Here is a 16,991-nt window from a genome sequence, read left to right on the forward strand (position 1 = left end):
GTCAAGGTTATCCGCCCGGTTCGGGCTCGAGGCACCATGGGTGCCATGACGATGTTCACACCGACGAGCCCGGACGGCCTCGTCGCCCTCGTCTCCGAACGATGCCTCGCCGTTCACGGCACCGCCGTCGTCGCGATCGACGCTCCCGACGGCGCGCACCCCCTGCCCCTCGCGGACGCGGTGTGCGCGTCGCTGCGGGAGCAGGGCCGCCCATGCGACGTGGTGTCCCTCCACGACTACGTCCGGCCCGCCTCCCTGCGGTTCGAGCACGGACGCGACGACGAACTCAGCTACCGCACCCTCTGGTTCGACTACGACGCCCTGAACCGGGAGGTGGTGCGGTCGGTCCGCGCCGACCGCCGGTGGTTGCCGCGCCTGTGGGACGAGGACGAGGATCGCTCCGCCCGCTGCGCCCGTGTTCCCGCAGCCGACGGTCAGGTGCTTCTCGTCGCCGGCCCGATGCTGCTCGGCCGGGACCTCGAGTTCGACGTCACCGTGCAACTCCATCTCGGTGAAGGAGCCCTGATGCGCCGAACCCCGGCCGATCAACGATGGACCGTGCCCGCCCTGCTGCGCCGCGCTGCCGACGTCACGGTCGAACCCGACCTGCTGGTGCGGTACGACCATCCGCCGAGGCCCGCCGTCCGGGCGGGCCGCTGAGCCCGCTCACGTCGTGCGCAGGAACCGGGTCAGCCCTTCCTGCACGACGGCGGCGACCAGGTTGCCCTTCCGGTCGAAGATCCGTCCCTGCGCGAGCGCCCGACCGAAACCGGCGGACGGTGACGTCTGGTCGTACAGCAGCCACTCGTCGGCCCGGAACGGCCGCAGAAACCACAGCGCGTGATCGAGTGAGGCACCGTTGATCTCGACTCCGGGGTGCGGGGTCATGGCGGAACCGATCAGCGTCATGTCGCTCATGTAGGCCAGTGCGCAGACGTGGAAGACGGGGTCGTCGGGCAGCGTCTTGCGGGACCGGAACCACGCCTGCTGCTGAGCGGCCGCACCGCGCCGGCGGTCGACCTCGCCGTGTCCGACCATCCGGATGTCCCAGTCGGACCACTCCTGGGCGAGCCAGGCGATCTCCGGGTCGTCGGAGTCACTGGCGAACGGCAGCGTGTCGGGCGGCGGGACCACGGGCATCTCGTCCTGGTGCCCGATGCCCTCGTCCTCGACCTGGAACGACGCCGACATCGTGAAGATCGCCTGACCGTCCTGGACGGCGCTGACCCGTCTGGTGACGAACGACCGGCCGTCCCGGATGCGGTCCACGAGGTACACGATGGGCATCGTGGGGTTTCCGGGGCGGAGGAAGTAGCCGTGCAGCGAATGCACCATGAAGCGGGGGTCGACCGTGCGGACCGCCGCCACCAGCGCCTGACCGGCCACCTGCCCACCGAACGTGCGGGGAAGCATGGTCTCGGTCGCTATGCCTCGGAAGATGTTCTCCTCGAGGCGTTCCACTTCCAGGATCTCTTCGATCGTCGCCATCCACGGCCCCTTCCGATGCTCGTCCGCTGACACTCACACGGGTCCCGGGCACCGGCACACCGCACCGCACGAGGCCCGGGTCGGGGCCTCGTGCGGTGCGAACGGAAGCAGTGCGGCGCCGGGAGCGCCGCGACCGATCACCGATCGATCGCGGGGATCACCAGCCGCGTTCGGCGAGCCGGTGCGGAACGGGGATGTCGTCGACGTTGATCCCGACCATCGCCTCACCCAGCCCACGGGACACCTTCGCCAGCACGTCCGGGTCGTCGAAGAACGTGGTCGCCTTCACGATCGCCGCGGCCCGCTCGGCCGGGTTCCCGGACTTGAAGATGCCCGACCCGACGAACACACCCTCCGCACCGAGCTGCATCATCATCGCCGCATCCGCCGGGGTCGCGATACCACCGGCGGTGAACATCGTGACCGGCAACTTCCCGGCCTTCGCGACCTCGACGACCAGGTCGTACGGCGCCTGCAGCTCCTTCGCCGCCACATACAACTCGTCCTCGCTCAGCGAGGTCAACCGGCGGATCTCCCCACCGATCGTCCGCATGTGCGTGGTCGCGTTGGACACGTCACCGGTACCGGCCTCACCCTTGGACCGGATCATCGCCGCACCCTCGGTGATCCGGCGCAACGCCTCACCGAGATTGGTGGCACCACAGACGAACGGAACCGTGAACTGCCACTTGTCGATGTGGTTCGCGTAATCGGCCGGGGTCAGCACCTCGGACTCGTCGACGTAGTCGACCCCGAGGGACTGCAGGATCTGCGCCTCCACGAAGTGCCCGATCCGGGCCTTGGCCATCACCGGGATCGACACCGCGGAGATGATGCCGTCGATCATGTCCGGATCGCTCATCCGGGACACCCCACCCTGCGCGCGGATGTCCGCGGGCACCCGCTCGAGCGCCATCACCGCGACCGCACCGGCATCCTCGGCGATCTTCGCCTGATCGGGGGTGACGACGTCCATGATGACCCCGCCCTTCAACATCTCGGCCATGCCACGCTTGACGCGGGCCGTACCGGTGGTGGGGGTGGTGTCGGGGGTGCTCACAGCGAACTCCTGGGTTGTGGCGTGGATTGACTTCGAAAGCGGCATGCGTGAGCGACGACGTTCACGCTGCAGTACCCGATTCTAGGACGAGCGGCGGTCCAGTTCCGTAGCCAGTCCGCGATTGCTGGCTTTCTCCGGATCTGCGGGCGGCTCAGGTGATCGCGCGCACCTCGGGTTCGTCCGCGGCCGAGGCCACCGCGCCTGCCTCGTCGAGGAGGTCCGCGAGGTCGTGCGGATACACGGCTTCACCTGCTGCCGCCAGTTCACGCACCGTGTCCGCGGTGCACCACCGGTGACCGGTGATGGTGCGGTTCTCGAGTTCGGTGAAGCCCCCGTGGTGCGGCTCGAACCCGTCGGTGCGCAGCGCGAAGAACAGTTCCTCGGAGCGGATCAGCTGCCCGTTCCAGGAGAAGATGGCCACCCGCCGCCACATCGGTCCGCGCAGCGATTCGGGCGACGCGCTGTGCCCCGTCTCCTCGGCGATCTCCCGGACCGCGGCGGCCCGCAGGTTCTCCCCCTTCTCGACGGCGCCGCCGATCGTGAACCAGTAGTAGATGTCGGGGACGGTCGGGTCGTGCCCCCGGAGCAGCAGGACCCGGCCCTCACCGTCGAGCAGCACCACCCGGGCGGAGGTCCGGACGGAGTCGAGAGCCAGACCTTCGGTGACCGCCGCGGCGGACGAGCGTTCGGTGATCTCGAAGTACGTCGGCAGCGGGGCCGTGCCCCCGAGGTGCAGCCATCGGACAGGACGCCGGGTGCGGAGTGCGAGGGTGTCGCGGACGGCGTCGTTGTGGAAACGGCGGGCGATCAGCACCCGCGCCTCCGAATCGGCGAGTTCCGCCACCAATTGGGGGCGCAGGGTCTCCGGGTCGAGGGACGAGAGCGCACTCGACAACGCGTTCTCGGCGATCTCCCGGTCGGCCCGGTCCGACCGTTCGGCCCGGGCCGCCAGCGCGGCCAGCGACCTGCCCTCGGGTGGGTCCATCGCCGCGGCCGCCGCCCGCACGACCACCGCCCGCCGGGCGAGAGCCGCGTCGAGGGCCTGCCAGGACAGGTCGGAGCGGACGTGCAGGCGGTCGAGGCGGTTGGCCGTTCCGTACGCCCACAGGCCGATCGCCAGGACGACGGCGGCGACCAGGGCGAGGACCAGGATCGTGAGGGCGGAGAACGTCACGAGCCAACCTCCCGGACGCCGTCGCGGCCGACGGTGACGGTCTCGTAGACACGCAGGATCTGTTCGGCCACCACCGGCCAGTCGTATTCGGTGACCACCGTCCGGCCGGCGTCGGTGAGTGCGGCGCTGCGCTCGGGGTCGCCGAGCACCGAGTCGATCCCGGCGGCGAGCGCCGCCGAATCCCCGACCGGCACCAGCACGCCTGCCTGCCCGTCCCGCAGAACCCGGCGGAACGCGTCCAGTTCGCTCGCCACGACGGCAGCTCCCGCGGCCATCGCCTCCACCAGCACGATGCCGAAGCTCTCCCCGCCGAGGTTGGGTGCGCAGTACACGTCGGCGCTCCGCAGCGCCGACGCCTTCTCGGCGTCGTCGACCTGGCCGAGAAGTCGCAGGTGCCCGAATACCGGGCCGGCCTCGCGACGCAGCTTGTCCTCGTCACCGCGGCCGACCACCAGCACCTCGAGGTCGGGATACTTCTCCACCAAGGTCGGCAGCGCCTTCAACAGCACCGCCATGCCCTTGCGGGGCTCGTCGTAGCGTCCGAGGAAGAGAATGGTCTTTCCGGGTCGTGGGTAGCCGGGCAGCGGCTCCGCGTTCGCGAACGCAGGGACGTCGACGCCGTTGGGGATCTCGACCGCATCGGAGCCGAGTGACTCCACCTGCCAGCGTCGCGCGAGTTCAGACACCGCGATTCGTCCGCTGATCCTCTCCAGGTAGGGCTGGAGCACACCCTGAAACGTGCTCAGCACCAACGACTTCGTGGTCGACGTGTGGAACGTCGCCACAATGGGCCCCTCGGCCACGCGCATGGCAAGCATCGACAGGCTCGGCGCGTTGGGCTCGTGGATGTGCAGGACGTCGAAGTTGTTGTCCGAGATCCAGCGCCTGACGCGGGCGCTCGCGGCCGGGCCGAAACTCAGCCGGGCGACCGAACCGTTGTAGGGAATGGCGAGGGCACGTCCTGCGGAGACGACGAAGTCCGGCAGGTCGATGTCGTCGGACGCCGGGGCCAGGACGCTCACCTTGTGCCCACGCTCGATCAGGACCTCCGCGAGGTCGACGACGTGGGCCTGCACTCCGCCCGGGACATCGAACGAGTACGGGCAGACCATTCCGATCTTCACGAGTTCTCCATGCGGGAGAGCCTCGCCTGGGACAGGTCGGAGAGCCACAGCGGCTGGAGCATGTGCCAGTCCTCGGGATGTGCCGCGATGTTGGCCTCGAACCGGTCCGCCAGGGCCTGGGTCGCCGCGAACACCCCGTCGGTGGTGTCGATCGGCGGGTCGATGCGGAAACCCCACCCGCCGTCCGTGAACCAGCAGTGCACCGGCAGCAGCGGCGCGCCGGTGTCGATCGCCAGCTTGGCGGGACCGGCGGGCATGCGCGTCGGTTCCCCGAAGAACGTCACCGGGACACCCTTCTTCGCCAGGTCGCGTTCACCGAGCAGACACACGATCCCGTTGCCGCGCAGTCGCGCCGACAGTTCCACGAAGGGTGGGTGCTCTCCCCCGCTGAGCGGGAAGATCTCGAAACCGAGCCCTTCGCGGTAGTCGACGAACCGCTGGTACAGCGACTCGGGCTTCAAACGCTCGGCGACCGTGGACAGACCGCCCCAGTGCTGGGCGCACCACACGCCTGCCATGTCCCAGTTGCCGCTGTGCGGCAGTGCCAGAATCGCGCCTCGGCCTGCTTCCTTCGCGGCGTCGAGGTGTTTCTGCCCTTCGATCAGCTCGTCGAGGGCGGCGCCGGTCTTCACGAGGTCCATCGACGGCAGCCGGAAAGCCTCCCGCCAGTAGCGCGCGTAGGACCGCATCGAGGCCCCCATCAGGGTGTCCGGCACCTCGGCCGCGGACACACCCAGCACACGGGCGAGATTGCGGCGCAACTGTTCCGGGCCGCCGTTCCGGACGGCGAGGTCGGCTCCCCTGTCGAACAGGGTGACCGCGGCCTTCTCGGGTAGCGCACGGACCAGCCGCCAGCCGGCCGCGTACCCCAGGTCGCTGATGCGTTCCGACAGTCCGCTCACTGCGTGCTCGCCTGTCCGTCTTCCGGCGTCGTGTCAGCCGGAGGCAGGGGCAGCACGTCGCGGGCGCCTGGCGACCTGCGGACCGCCAGGACCCGCTGGAACACGGTGATGACGCTGCCGACCGACAGCAACCACATCGCGACATGAATCGCCCATGGGACTCCGAGCCCGGTCACCCCGGCGCCGACCAGCACGATGATCAGCCGATCGGGTCGTTCGATGAGTCCGCCGTCGGCGGACAGTCCACTCGCCTCGGCGCGCGCCTTGGCGTACGAGATCACCTGGGAGGTGACGAGGCACAGCAGAGTCGCGATCAGCAGCGGCTTGCTGTTCTCGTGGTAGACCGCCCACCAGGCGAGACCGGCGAAGATCGCACCGTCGGCCACCCGGTCGCAGGTGGCGTCGAGAACGGCGCCGTACCGGGTTCCGCCGCCGCGGGCGCGGGCCATGGCACCGTCGAGCATGTCGAACATGACGAACAGCCAGATGAACATCGCTCCCCAGAACAGATGTCCGCTGGGAAACAGCGTGACCGCACCGGCCACGGTCGCCACGGTGCCGATGACGGTGACGGAATCGGGAGTGAGCCCCGTCTTGACCAGGGCCTTCCCCAATGGCGCCGTCACCTTGGACACGGATGCCCGTCCGAAGAAGCTCAGCACCTCTCCACCCCGTTCTTCACTTCCTGCCAGGAACCCCGAACGCGTGAGTCAGCGACTCGCGCGTCATTCATCTATCGAGTCATTCATTCCAGGCCTTCGCCAGCAGCCCCCGGGTCTCGCGCAGCAACTGCGGCATGACCTTGACCCCGGCGAGGACCGTGATGAAGTTCGCGTCCCCGCCCCACCGCGGAACGATGTGCTGATGCAGGTGCTCGGCGAGCGAACCGCCTGCCGCCGCACCGAGATTGAGGCCGACATTGAACCCGTCCGGCCGCGACACCCGCTTGATCACCCGCAGGGCCTGCTGGGTGAACGACATCAACTCGGCGCTTTCCTCTTCCGTCAGGTCCTCCAGCGCCGCGACCTTGCGGTAGGGAACGACCATCAGGTGCCCCGGGTTGTACGGGTACAGGTTGAGGACCGCGTAGACGTGCTCACCCCGGGCGACGATCAACCCGTCCTCGTCGTCCATCTTCGGGATGTCGATGAACGGCTCGTTCGGGGTGTCCCGCGACTTCGGCGCCTCGGCGATGTACGACATGCGGTGCGGCGACCAGATCCGCTGGAGGTGATCGGGTTCGCCGGGGCCGCGGTCGACGAGGCGGCCGGGGCCGCCGAGCATCTCGTCGGCCGTCACGTCGTCACCTCCGGTCATGTGCGTCACCCTTCCTTACCGGGTTGCAGCAGTTCCGCCGTCGGCGAGGCGTTCTCGCGGCGACCGATCCAGTCGGTGACGATGCGCACGGCGTCGTCCACGGGCACACCGTTGACCTGGGTGCCGTCCCGGAATCGGAAGCTGACGGCACCCGCCTCGACGTCGCGCGCACCCGCCAGCAACATGAACGGCACCTTCTGCGCCGTGTTGTTGAAGATCTTCTTCTGCATGCGGTCGTCACTCGCGTCGACCTCGGCGCGGATACCGGCAGCCTTCAGCCGCTTCACCACGTCGAAGAGGTGATCGGCGAACGTCTCGGCCACCGGGATGCCGACCACCTGGACGGGCGCCAGCCACGCCGGGAACGCACCCGCGTAGTGCTCGGTGAGCACGCCGAAGAACCGTTCGATGGAACCGAACAGGGCCCGGTGGATCATGACCGGACGCTGCTTGGTGCCGTCGGTGGCCGTGTACTCGAGGTCGAAACGCTCCGGCAGGTTGAAGTCCAGCTGAATGGTCGACATCTGCCAGGTGCGGCCCAGGGCGTCCTGCACCTGCACCGAGATCTTCGGTCCGTAGAACGCGGCGCCGCCCGGATCGGGAACGAGGTTCAGCCCCGACGATTCCGCGACCTCGGCGAGTGTCGCCGTCGCCTCTTCCCACACGGCGTCGTCGCCGACGAACTTGTCCGGGTTCTTGGTGGACAGCTCGAGGTAGAAGTCGTCGAGTCCGTAGTCCTTCAGCAGTCCGAGGACGAACTGCAGGGTGGTCGCCAGTTCGTCGCGCATCTGCTCGCGGGTGCAGTAGATGTGCGCGTCGTCCTGCGTCATGCCGCGCACACGGGTGAGTCCGTGAACCACACCCGACTTCTCGTACCGGTACACCGAACCGAACTCGAAGAGCCGCAACGGCAGTTCTCGGTACGACCGGCCGCGGGAGCGGAAGATCAGGTTGTGCATCGGGCAGTTCATCGGCTTGAGGTAGTAGTCCTGGCCCGGCTTGCGCACGGTGCCGTCCTCGTTCAGCTCCTCGTCGATGTGCATCGCCGGGAACATGCCGTCGCGGTACCAGTCCAGGTGACCCGACACCTCGTAGAGGTGCCCCTTGGTGATGTGTGGGGTATTGACGAACTCGTACCCCTCCTCGACGTGACGCTTGCGGGAGTAGTCCTCCATCTCGGTGCGGATGATCCCGCCCCGCGGATGGAACACGGGCAGTCCGGAGCCGAGCTCGTCGGGGAAGCTGAACAGGTCGAGTTCCGACCCCAGCTTGCGGTGGTCGCGACGCTCGGCCTCGGCGAGCAGTTCCAGGTGCTGATCCTGCGCCTCCGCCGACTCCCACGCGGTGCCGTAGATGCGCTGGAGATCGGCATTGTCCTGGTTGCCACGCCAGTACGCCGCCGAGCTGCGGGTGAGCTTGAACGCCGGGATGTGCTTGGTAGTGGGGATGTGCGGGCCGCGGCACAGGTCTCCCCACACCTTCTCGCCGGTCCGCGGGTCCAGGTTGTCGTAGATGGTGAGCTCGTTGCCGCCCACCTCCATGATCTCCGGATCGTCGATTCCCGACTTGTCGTCGATGAGTTCGAGCTTGAAGGGCTCCTTCGCCAGCTCGGAGCGGGCCTCCTCGAGCGACTCGACGACGCGACGGGAGAACCGCTGTGACCCCTTGATGATCTTCTTCATCCGCTTCTCGAGGCTCGCGAGGTCCTCGGGGGTGAACGGGCGATCGACGGCGAAGTCGTAGTAGAAGCCGTCCTTGATCGGCGGGCCGATGCCCAGCTTGGCTTCGGGGAATTCCTGCTGGACGGCCTGCGCGAGCACGTGGGCCGCCGAGTGGCGGATGACGCTGCGGCCGTCGTCGGTATTCGCCGCGACCGGCTCGACCTCGACGTCGGCGTCGGGCACCCAGGACAGGTCCTTGAGCTGGCCCTCCGCGTCACGGACCACGACGACGACGTCCGGGCCCTTGCTCGGGTAGCCGGCCTCCCGAACCGCTGTACCGGCCGTAGTCCCCGCGGGCACCCGGACGAGGGCGGCTGGGGCGGCGGATGCGGGGGTGCTCACGGCGATGTTCTCCTAGGTGAGGTGTGCGGTGCAGACATGGTGAATGTGCCAGCCCATGTTATCGGCCCAGCAGTCACACCCAACCATGCGTCCGGCTAGAGCGGGCTCTCCAGCCACGGGTAGTCGAGGCCGATCCACGTTCCGACGAGACCGAACGTCCCGAGCAACCACAGCGTGGCGAGGACGACGGCACACGTCAGCAGCGCGCCCGCCCCCTTGACCACCAGCGACTGCCGCGAGAACCAGTCCATGAACTTGTCGTACCGCTGACGCGCGTAGTGCAGCAGCCGGTGGGCCCACGCGAACTCGGACGCGAGAATTCCGAGCCCCGCGAACACGATCAACCAGCCGGGGCCGGGGTAGGGAATCGCGACGATGCCCGCGGCCAGCACGAGTCCGCCGATCACCCCCACCGCGATGCGGTACGCCAGGTTGAGGCTCGGCCGCGCGGCGATGTGTGCTCGCCACCGACGCCAGCGGCTCTCCGCTTCCTGGAACGGCGACAGATCCGAGTCGTCCACGTCCACGTTCTCGGGCGCGGGTCCCGGCCGAGCTTCTCCGCTAGTCACCAGTCCACCCTACCGACCGCGACCTGCGGCGGCGCGCCGTCGCAGTCGCACGCGGGTCATCCCTTCACGCAGACGACCTGCCGCAGGTGGGCCACGACCTCGACGAGATCGGCCTGCGCTTCGATCACCTGCTCGATGTCCTTGTAGGCGCCGGGGATCTCGTCGATCACGCCCGCGTCCTTGCGCGATTCGACTCCGGACGTCTGCCGCACGAGGTCGTCGACGGTGAAACGCTTCTTCGCCTTCGTACGGCTCATCGTCCGGCCCGCCCCGTGCGACGCCGAATTGAAGGACAGCTCGGAGCCCAGGCCCCGCACCACGTAGGAACCGGTGCCCATGGAGCCGGGGATGAGTCCGAGATCACCCCGCCCGGCCCGGATCGCGCCCTTGCGGGTGACGAGCATCGGCTCACCGTCGATGATCTCCTCCGACACGTAGTTGTGGTGGCAGGAGATCGGCTCGTCGAACCGCACCGGCCTGCCGGGGAGGGCCTGCCGGAACGCCTGCATCACCAGCGTGAGCATGACGGCACGGTTGCGGGCTGCGTACTCCTGCGCCCACGTCAGGTCGTGGCGGTACGCGTCCATCTCCTTACTGCCTGCGAGGAACACCGCCAGATCGCGATCGACCAGCCGCTGGTTGTGCGGCAGCGCCCGCGCCACCGCGATGTGCCGCTCCGCCAGTTCCTTGCCGATGTTGCGCGACCCGGAGTGGAGCATCAGCCAGACCTCGTCGGCGTCGGACAGGCACACCTCGATGAAGTGGTTGCCGCCGCCGAGGGTGCCGATCTGCTTCATCGCCTTGGATTCGCGGGCCTGAACGCCGGAGTGCAGGTCACCGAAGTCCTGCCAGAAGCGGTGCCATCCCTTCTTCACTCCCCCGGCGTCCGCGACGTCCAGTGCCCCGATGTTCACCGCACGCTCGTGCATGGCGAACCCGACCGGCACCGCACGCTCGATCCGCGACCGCATCGACCGCAGGCTGTCGGGCAGATCGCTCGCGGTCACATCGGTCCGGACCGCCGTCATTCCGCACCCGATGTCGACGCCGACCGCCGCCGGGGCGACCGCCTCCCGCATCGCGATGACGGAACCGACCGTCGCACCCTTGCCCACGTGGACGTCGGGCATGACCCGCACCCCGTGTACCCACGGCAGGTCGGCCATGTTCCGCAGCTGCTGCAACGCAGCCTGCTCGATGGTCCACTCTTCCGCCCACATCAAGGTGGGCGCGGCGGTGCCTTCCAGCCTCACGGGGAACATGGGACTCAGTCCTTCGATAGCGGATCACCCGGGAATTCGGCCGGCTGAGTTCATTGTCCGCCGCGCCGGAGAGCCGGAACAACCGATTATTCGGGTGCGCCACACGAAAAAAGAGGGCGTTTCCGATTTCGGAAACGCCCTCTTCTTCTCTGTGGTCCCGGCTGGGATCGAACCAGCGACCTCCCCGGTGTGAACGGGACGCTCTTCCACTGAGCCACGGGACCGAAGCGCGCCAAACACTCGCGCTCGAACGAGTTGGAACATTAACACGACCGAGCGGCCGAACGAAAATCACGTCGTTGGGATTCGTGTCGACCCTTGCCCGCGGCACACCCGCGACCCGGCGTCGTTCATGCGTAGTTCACCGTCTGATGCCTTGACCTGCAGATTTGTAACTATCGCGGATGGTCGGCTAATGTTCTCAACCGCACCACGGAGAACATTCTCCGCGAGTTACACGGTGCATGCGGACGTGGCGCAGCTGGTAGCGCACAACCTTGCCAAGGTTGGGGTCGCGGGTTCGAATCCCGTCGTCCGCTCGAGAGGTTGGACTCAACCTTCGCGGTGGAGTGGCCGAGTGGTGAGGCAACGGCCTGCAAAGCCGTGCACACGGGTTCGATTCCCGTCTCCACCTCGCGCGATTAGCTCAGCGGGAGAGCGCTTCCCTGACACGGAAGAGGTCACTGGTTCAATCCCAGTATCGCGCACCGAGATAGATGATAGATGTACGACTGTTTTACTTGCTCGACCAGTGAGGCCCGCCAGGACGGGGGCTTTCACGAATGCGGACGTGGCGCAGCTGGTAGCGCACAACCTTGCCAAGGTTGGGGTCGCGGGTTCGAATCCCGTCGTCCGCTCTCTTCTTTTCATCCCGCGCGATTAGCTCAGCGGGAGAGCGCTTCCCTGACACGGAAGAGGTCACTGGTTCAATCCCAGTATCGCGCACCAGTTCACTCTCAACCGAACAGTTCACGACAGTTCAGCCCCGGTCATCGACCGGGGCTGAACTGTCGTTCCGGGTTCAGGCAGGCTGGAGCCGGTTGGCGCCGGAGATCATTGCGCGCAAAGTCGATTCCGTGTGGGATTCGCCGATTCCCATCGCCCAGAGGCGGATGCCGGCGCGCTCGCAGAGCAGGAATGTCGCGGTGCGGTGCCCGATCTCGTGCTGATGAAACGACAGGATCTCCATCGCACACCCCGCGTCGTACAGCATCGAGGTCATGGCGGCCACCGGGCCGGGAGCGCTCGCAGCGGTCTGGCAGATCGATTCGCCGATACCGAGTGTCCCTTCGAAATCCCACATTCCGGGGCCGGTCTTCGTTTCCGACCAACTGCCCAGACGGAACGGTCCGCTGGACGGCGCGTAGACGGCTTCGAACGCGGACCATGCCATTCCGGCGGATTCGTTGCGGAGTTCCCGCGGCAGCGACTTGCCGTGGCGCGCGGCGAACGGGTCGGCGGCCGGGGTCGAGGAGGGAAAAGATGAAGCGAAAGAAGTGTTGGTACTCATTCTCGTGGTCTTCCTGAAAGAAGGGAGGACCAACGCGTAGCTCAACGACCCGCAGCGAGGGGTCGGTCCGTATCAGACCCCGCTACGGCGGAGAACTACGAGAATGCGCTGCATGGATCACACTGTAAGCGACAACCGTCCGCAGAGACAACCCCCGGTTTACCTGTCGCACGCCCGACCACCGGTGACGGGCGGGTGACGAAATCGTTACCGCTGCCTCTGGAACGTGAGGAATTCCTCATGTATCGTCGAACTTGCCATCCACCCCCCCGATGGCAATGAGCCCCAGCCATGACCCCCCATCCAAGGCTGGGGCTCAGTCTTGTTCCGGGCACCTCACGCACCGCGCGCATCAGGACATTTCGCCCGCCTGTTCGGAGAACGCTGCACATCCCCGCAAAGTATTGGACACTCGTCCAATCGATTGGATGTCCACTACCGAAGGCCGACCCATGACGGATTCACGACGCCCCGATGTGTCCGCGGATCACCGCTCGGCACGGATCGCCGCAGCGGGCTCATTCGGCCTGCAGGGTTTTCTCCTCGCGGCCGTCCTCACGCAACTGCCGCAGTACCAGGACAGATTCGGGTTCGACGACACCGTCATCGTCGTCGCGGTCGTGACGGTGTCTCTCATTGCCGGGGCGGGAAGCGTCCTCGCCGAGCACCTGGCCCGCCGATTCTCCAGCCGGTCGGCCCTGCGATTCGGCCTCGCGACCATCACGGTCGCCGGCGGCGCCCTCGGTTTCAGCCCGAATACCGCGGCGTTCTTCGTCTGCCTGTCCGTGTACGGCGCCGGATTGGGCATCGTCGACGCCGCCGCCAACATGCAGGCGGTGTCGATCCAGCACGCCTACGGCCGTTTCATCCTGTCGTCGTTCCACGCAGTGTGGAGCGTCGGCGCGATTGCGGGTGCACTCTTCGTCGCCGCCACCTCCGCCCTCGGCGTGGGCGTCGCCACCGCGCAACTGGTGGCGGCGCTCGTCGTGGCCGTCGGTCTCGCCGTCTGCGGCCCCCGGCTCCTCGTGCGCCGGGAGCCGGCGGGCACCGCCGCGCCGGCGACCGGCTTTGTGCCCGTGCCGGTTCCGATCCGCGCACTGCTCGCGCTCGGTACCGCGATGGCGTTGTTCTACGCGATCGATTTCGGTGTCGGCAACTGGTCCGCGCTGTACGTCCGGAACGTTCTGCTCGCGGATGCCGGCACAGCTGCCCTGGCGCTGGCCGCATATCAGTGCTCGGCCCTGGTGTCGCGACTGAGCGGCGACTACTGGGTGGCGAAGTACGGCGAGATCGCCGTCGTCCGTGCGGGTTCGGCAGTCGGTGTCGCCGGACTGACGGTCGTCGTGCTCGCCCCGTCGCCGGCCGTCGCGATTGCCGGATTCCTCGTCGTGGGCCTCGGCGTGCCGGTCGTCGCTCCCCTGTGTTTCAGTGCCGCCGGGCGGCTGGCGCCCGGCGGACAGGTGGACGACGTCGTGGCGCGGATCAACCTGTTCAACTACGTGGGAACCCTCGTGGGCGGGGCGATCGTCGGCGGCGTCGCCGCGGCGACCAGCCTGCGGATCGGGTTCGTCGTCCCGCTCCTGTTCGCGGTGGGGCTCATCCTGCTCGCCCCGGCGTTCGCCCCGGACCGGGACCGCGCCAGGCAATCCGAGTGGGCCCCGGATCCCGACTGACAGCAGATGTTCTACTTAGGACATGCCGACTTGGGGATGGTTCGTGATCGCCGTGGCGATCGTCTACGTCGCGGTTCTGGTCTCGTCACGGTCCGCTCGTGGCGGCTCGCACACCCCACACGACCTGCATCCCGCATCGACCTGGCGACAACTCGACGACGCTGTCCGGGACGAGGTGAGCTGTCTGCTCGACCGGGGCAGGACGCTCGAGGCGATCAAGATTCTCGTCGCACGGGACGGGATCGGCGTGCGGCACGCGAAGGCCACGGTCGAGTACGGCCGGCTCCAGGCCCGGCCGGTCCCCGCCGGGATCCGCTCCTGCGGAGACACGGCGCCGATCGAGGGCAGGCTTCGCGACCTCAAGAGCGAGGGCAAGAACGTTGCGGCGATCACCCTGCTGCGGGACAGTACGGGAATGACACTTCGGGAAGCGAAGGACGCGGTGGATCAGCTGTGACTGTCGAAATAGACCCGGCGGGGATCTGGGATTCCGAGGCGATCGCCGACGTCGCCGCGGCAACGTTCCCGCTCGCGTGCCCGCCCGGTGCGACACAGGACGACATCGCCGCCTTCATCGACGACGTGCTGTCGGCCGAACGGTTCTCCGAGTACCTCACCGACCCGAACCGCACCGTCCTGAAGGTCACCCACGGCGGGGCGATCGTCGGCTACGCGATGCTGATCGACGGTGAACCCGCCGATCCGGACGTCGGCAGGGTCGTGACACTGCGGCCGACCACCGAGATCAGCAAGCTGTACGTGCTGCCCGGTAATCACGGGACCGGCGTCGCGTCCGCGCTGATGGACGCCATCGTCGAACGCGCCGTCGCCGCGGGGTTCGCCGGGCTGTGGCTCGGCGTCAATCAGGAGAATGTGCGCGCCCAACGCTTCTACGCGAAGCACGGATTCACGCAGGTCGGAACGAAGACTTTCCTCGTCGGCACCCAGCTGCACCACGATTTCGTGATGCAGCGGGCGCTGTGACGAGCGGCGTCAGCTCGCGGCGACCTCGAAGCGCGACAGCGCCAGCAGGCGCGATGTGGCACGCAGGTACTTCTTCCGGTATCCACCGGCCAGCATCTCGGGAGTGAAGATCGCGTCGAGCTTGGCCCCTGCCACGGTGACCGGGATGCTCGCGTCGTACAGGCGGTCGGCGAGGACCACCAGGCGCAGCGCGACCGACTGGTCCTCGGCGGGGTGGACGCCGTCGAGGAACACGGCCGGGATGCCCTCGACCAGCTTGTTGTAGCGGGACGGGTGCAGCGTGCTGAGGTGCTTGCACAGCGCGTCGAAGTCGTCGAGTGTGGCGCCGGGGATGCTGTCGGCGCGCTCGGCGAGCTCCTCCGAGGAGATCGGGTCCGGGGCCGGCGGCAGGTCGCGGTGCCGGTAGTCGGGGCCGTCGACGCGGATCGTCTCGAAGATCGAGCCGAGCTTCTTGATCTCCCGCAGGAAGTCCTGTGCCGCGAATCGTCCTTCACCGAGCTGGCCGGGCAGGGTGTTCGACGTCGCCACGATGGACACGCCGCGCGCCGACAGTTCCGACAGCAGGCGGGACACGAGCATGGTGTCGCCCGGGTCGTCGAGTTCGAATTCGTCGATGCAGAGGACGCTGTGGTCGGACAGCTGCTCGACGGCCTTGTTGAAACCGAGGGCACCGACGACGTGCGTCAGCTCCACGAACGTGCCGAACGCCTTGGGCGACGGGACGCTGTGGAAGATCGAGGCCAGAAGGTGGGTCTTGCCGACGCCGAAGCCGCCGTCGAGGTAGAGACCGGCACCGGTGGCCTGCGTCTTCTTCCCGAATAGGCCGCGTCGCCCGCCGCTGCGGATCTTCACGACCTTCTTCGCGAACTCCTCGGCCGTCTGGACCGCGGCGGCCTGGCTGGGTTCTGCGGGATCGGGGATGTACGACGCGAAGCTCACCTCGTCGAACATGGCCGGGGGCACCATCTGAGCTACCAACTGATCAGCCGGTACCACGGGGCTGCGATCGACAAGACGTGCATGCATACAAGCAGGGTATCCACGTGTTGTGATCACCAACATGCACCGTGTACATATTGCGACATTTTTCACACCGGACAGTCCGCCCGCCCGGGAGGAGTCCAGTGAATCGACCGCGAACGCGCTGCGCGACCTGTATGCCTACCCGAGGGAGACCCTGCGGCCCTGGGTCCGCGTCAACTTCGTGAGCAGCATCGACGGCGCCGTCTCCGTCGACGGCGTCAGTGGGGCGCTCGGCACACCCGCGGACAGGCTGGTCTTCGAAACCCTGCGGGAGTTGGCCGACGTCGTGCTGGTCGGGGCCGGAACCGTCAGGGCGGAGAACTACGGCGGGGCGCGCGTGGGCGCGGAGGGCAGGCGACGTCGGGTGGCGTCGGGGATGCCGGAGGTCCCGCCGATCGCCGTCGTGTCGGCACGCGCCCACCTCGACCCGCATTCGCGCCTGTTCACCGACACCGAGGTGGCCCCGATCGTCGTCACGTGCACCGACGCCGACCCGGCGCGGGTCCGGGCGCTCGCCGACGCGGGTGCGCGGATCGTGACGGCCGGCGAGGGGCAGGTCACCGGCGACGGGCTGATCGCCGCCCTCGAGGATCTCGGACTGCGCCGGGTGCTCTGCGAGGGCGGCCCGAGCCTGTTCGGGCAGCTGACCGCGGACGACGCCGTCGACGAGGTCTGCCTGACCACGGCGCCCGTGCTCGTCGGCGGGACCGCGGGTCGTGTCGCCACCTCGCCGGGTACCCGGGTCACCGCGATGACTCCCGCGCACATCCTCACCGACACCGACGGCACCGTCCTCACCAGGTGGGTGCGGCTGCCCCGCCCGTAGGGGAACCTGGCAGGGT

General features: G+C 67.9%; 17 protein-coding genes and 6 tRNA genes. 10 read left to right on the plus strand and 13 right to left on the minus strand.

From position 1 onward, the window contains the following. The first annotated feature begins 36 nt into the window (after positions 1 to 36). Positions 37 to 660 (plus strand): hypothetical protein, encoded by a 624-nt coding sequence (locus tag WKC72_RS26185; protein WP_370180239.1) that lies wholly within the window; start codon positions 37 to 39, stop codon positions 658 to 660. A gap of 6 nt (positions 661 to 666) precedes the next feature. Here WKC72_RS26185 and WKC72_RS26190 read toward each other — a convergent pair whose 3' ends face one another. The 11 genes from WKC72_RS26190 to WKC72_RS26240 all read right to left on the minus strand — a co-directional run bounded on the left by WKC72_RS26190 (position 667) and on the right by WKC72_RS26240 (position 11,183). Continuing rightward, positions 667 to 1,488: an acyl-CoA thioesterase II gene (locus WKC72_RS26190; RefSeq protein ID WP_112300693.1), complete on the minus strand. Its 822-nt coding sequence runs from the start codon at positions 1,486 to 1,488 to the stop codon at positions 667 to 669. Positions 1,489 to 1,645: 157 nt separating this feature from the next. Beyond that, positions 1,646 to 2,548: a pyridoxal 5'-phosphate synthase lyase subunit PdxS gene (gene pdxS / locus WKC72_RS26195; RefSeq protein WP_011598631.1), complete on the minus strand. Its 903-nt coding sequence runs from the start codon at positions 2,546 to 2,548 to the stop codon at positions 1,646 to 1,648. 151 nt (positions 2,549 to 2,699) lie between these two features. After that, positions 2,700 to 3,722: an NUDIX domain-containing protein gene (locus WKC72_RS26200; protein WP_370180242.1), complete on the minus strand. Its 1,023-nt coding sequence runs from the start codon at positions 3,720 to 3,722 to the stop codon at positions 2,700 to 2,702. Further along, positions 3,719 to 4,846 (minus strand): glycosyltransferase family 4 protein, encoded by a 1,128-nt coding sequence (locus WKC72_RS26205; RefSeq protein ID WP_037240582.1) that lies wholly within the window; start codon positions 4,844 to 4,846, stop codon positions 3,719 to 3,721. The genes WKC72_RS26200 and WKC72_RS26205 overlap by 4 nt, the downstream gene beginning before the upstream one ends. Further along, on the minus strand, positions 4,843 to 5,748 hold the full coding sequence (locus WKC72_RS26210) for a phosphatidylinositol mannoside acyltransferase (protein WP_370180245.1): 906 nt from the start codon (positions 5,746 to 5,748) through the stop codon (positions 4,843 to 4,845). The genes WKC72_RS26205 and WKC72_RS26210 overlap by 4 nt, the downstream gene beginning before the upstream one ends. After that, positions 5,745 to 6,410: a phosphatidylinositol phosphate synthase gene (gene pgsA, locus WKC72_RS26215; protein WP_268790793.1), complete on the minus strand. Its 666-nt coding sequence runs from the start codon at positions 6,408 to 6,410 to the stop codon at positions 5,745 to 5,747. Before pgsA ends, WKC72_RS26210 begins: the two co-directional genes overlap by 4 nt. A gap of 79 nt (positions 6,411 to 6,489) precedes the next feature. Beyond that, positions 6,490 to 7,065, minus strand: coding sequence for an HIT domain-containing protein (locus tag WKC72_RS26220; RefSeq protein WP_005240964.1), 576 nt, complete (start codon positions 7,063 to 7,065; stop codon positions 6,490 to 6,492). 5 nt (positions 7,066 to 7,070) lie between these two features. Next, positions 7,071 to 9,128: a threonine--tRNA ligase gene (gene thrS, locus WKC72_RS26225; protein ID WP_037240574.1), complete on the minus strand. Its 2,058-nt coding sequence runs from the start codon at positions 9,126 to 9,128 to the stop codon at positions 7,071 to 7,073. A 95-nt stretch (positions 9,129 to 9,223) separates the two neighbouring features. Continuing rightward, entirely contained in the window at positions 9,224 to 9,649 is a 426-nt protein-coding gene (locus WKC72_RS26230; protein ID WP_370184529.1) for a TIGR02611 family protein, read from the minus strand. A gap of 104 nt (positions 9,650 to 9,753) precedes the next feature. Beyond that, positions 9,754 to 10,959, minus strand: a complete 1,206-nt coding sequence (locus tag WKC72_RS26235) for an RtcB family protein (protein ID WP_370180249.1) — start codon at positions 10,957 to 10,959, stop codon at positions 9,754 to 9,756. 152 nt (positions 10,960 to 11,111) lie between these two features. Then, a tRNA-Val gene (locus WKC72_RS26240) sits at positions 11,112 to 11,183 on the minus strand. Positions 11,184 to 11,425: 242 nt separating this feature from the next. Between WKC72_RS26240 and WKC72_RS26245 the strand changes: the two genes are divergently transcribed. From WKC72_RS26245 to WKC72_RS26265, 5 genes are all read left to right on the plus strand, one after another. After that, positions 11,426 to 11,498: transfer RNA gene (locus tag WKC72_RS26245), tRNA-Gly, on the plus strand. Positions 11,499 to 11,522: 24 nt separating this feature from the next. Continuing rightward, positions 11,523 to 11,593 (plus strand) — tRNA-Cys (locus WKC72_RS26250). Between the two features lies 1 nt (position 11,594). Continuing rightward, a tRNA-Val gene (locus WKC72_RS26255) sits at positions 11,595 to 11,666 on the plus strand. A 77-nt stretch (positions 11,667 to 11,743) separates the two neighbouring features. Further along, positions 11,744 to 11,816 (plus strand) — tRNA-Gly (locus WKC72_RS26260). A 16-nt stretch (positions 11,817 to 11,832) separates the two neighbouring features. Then, a tRNA-Val gene (locus WKC72_RS26265) sits at positions 11,833 to 11,907 on the plus strand. A 73-nt stretch (positions 11,908 to 11,980) separates the two neighbouring features. Here WKC72_RS26265 and WKC72_RS26270 read toward each other — a convergent pair. After that, on the minus strand, positions 11,981 to 12,469 hold the full coding sequence (locus WKC72_RS26270; protein WP_370180251.1) for a 2-isopropylmalate synthase: 489 nt from the start codon (positions 12,467 to 12,469) through the stop codon (positions 11,981 to 11,983). Positions 12,470 to 12,921: 452 nt separating this feature from the next. Between WKC72_RS26270 and WKC72_RS26275 the strand changes: the two genes are divergently transcribed. From WKC72_RS26275 to WKC72_RS26285, 3 genes are read left to right on the plus strand one after another with little or no spacing between them, the layout of a single operon-like run. Continuing rightward, entirely contained in the window at positions 12,922 to 14,142 is a 1,221-nt protein-coding gene (locus WKC72_RS26275) for an MFS transporter (protein WP_370180253.1), read from the plus strand. Positions 14,143 to 14,164: 22 nt separating this feature from the next. Then, positions 14,165 to 14,599 (plus strand): hypothetical protein, encoded by a 435-nt coding sequence (locus tag WKC72_RS26280; protein ID WP_037240562.1) that lies wholly within the window; start codon positions 14,165 to 14,167, stop codon positions 14,597 to 14,599. After that, positions 14,596 to 15,126: a GNAT family N-acetyltransferase gene (locus tag WKC72_RS26285; RefSeq protein ID WP_037240560.1), complete on the plus strand. Its 531-nt coding sequence runs from the start codon at positions 14,596 to 14,598 to the stop codon at positions 15,124 to 15,126. Before WKC72_RS26280 ends, WKC72_RS26285 begins: the two co-directional genes overlap by 4 nt. A gap of 9 nt (positions 15,127 to 15,135) precedes the next feature. On the opposite strand, the gene zapE is transcribed toward WKC72_RS26285, so the two are convergent. Further along, positions 15,136 to 16,152: a cell division protein ZapE gene (zapE, locus tag WKC72_RS26290; RefSeq protein ID WP_037240557.1), complete on the minus strand. Its 1,017-nt coding sequence runs from the start codon at positions 16,150 to 16,152 to the stop codon at positions 15,136 to 15,138. A 34-nt stretch (positions 16,153 to 16,186) separates the two neighbouring features. Between zapE and WKC72_RS26295 the strand changes: the two genes are divergently transcribed. Then, positions 16,187 to 16,975 carry a pyrimidine reductase family protein gene (locus WKC72_RS26295; RefSeq protein WP_037240592.1) on the plus strand — a complete coding sequence of 263 codons (789 nt, stop codon included), beginning with the start codon at positions 16,187 to 16,189 and terminating at the stop codon, positions 16,973 to 16,975. The last annotated feature ends 16 nt before the right edge of the window (positions 16,976 to 16,991 follow it).

The sequence above is a fragment of the Rhodococcus wratislaviensis genome (assembly GCF_041228765.1).
Taxonomy (GTDB): Bacteria; Actinomycetota; Actinomycetes; order Mycobacteriales; family Mycobacteriaceae; genus Rhodococcus_F; species Rhodococcus_F wratislaviensis.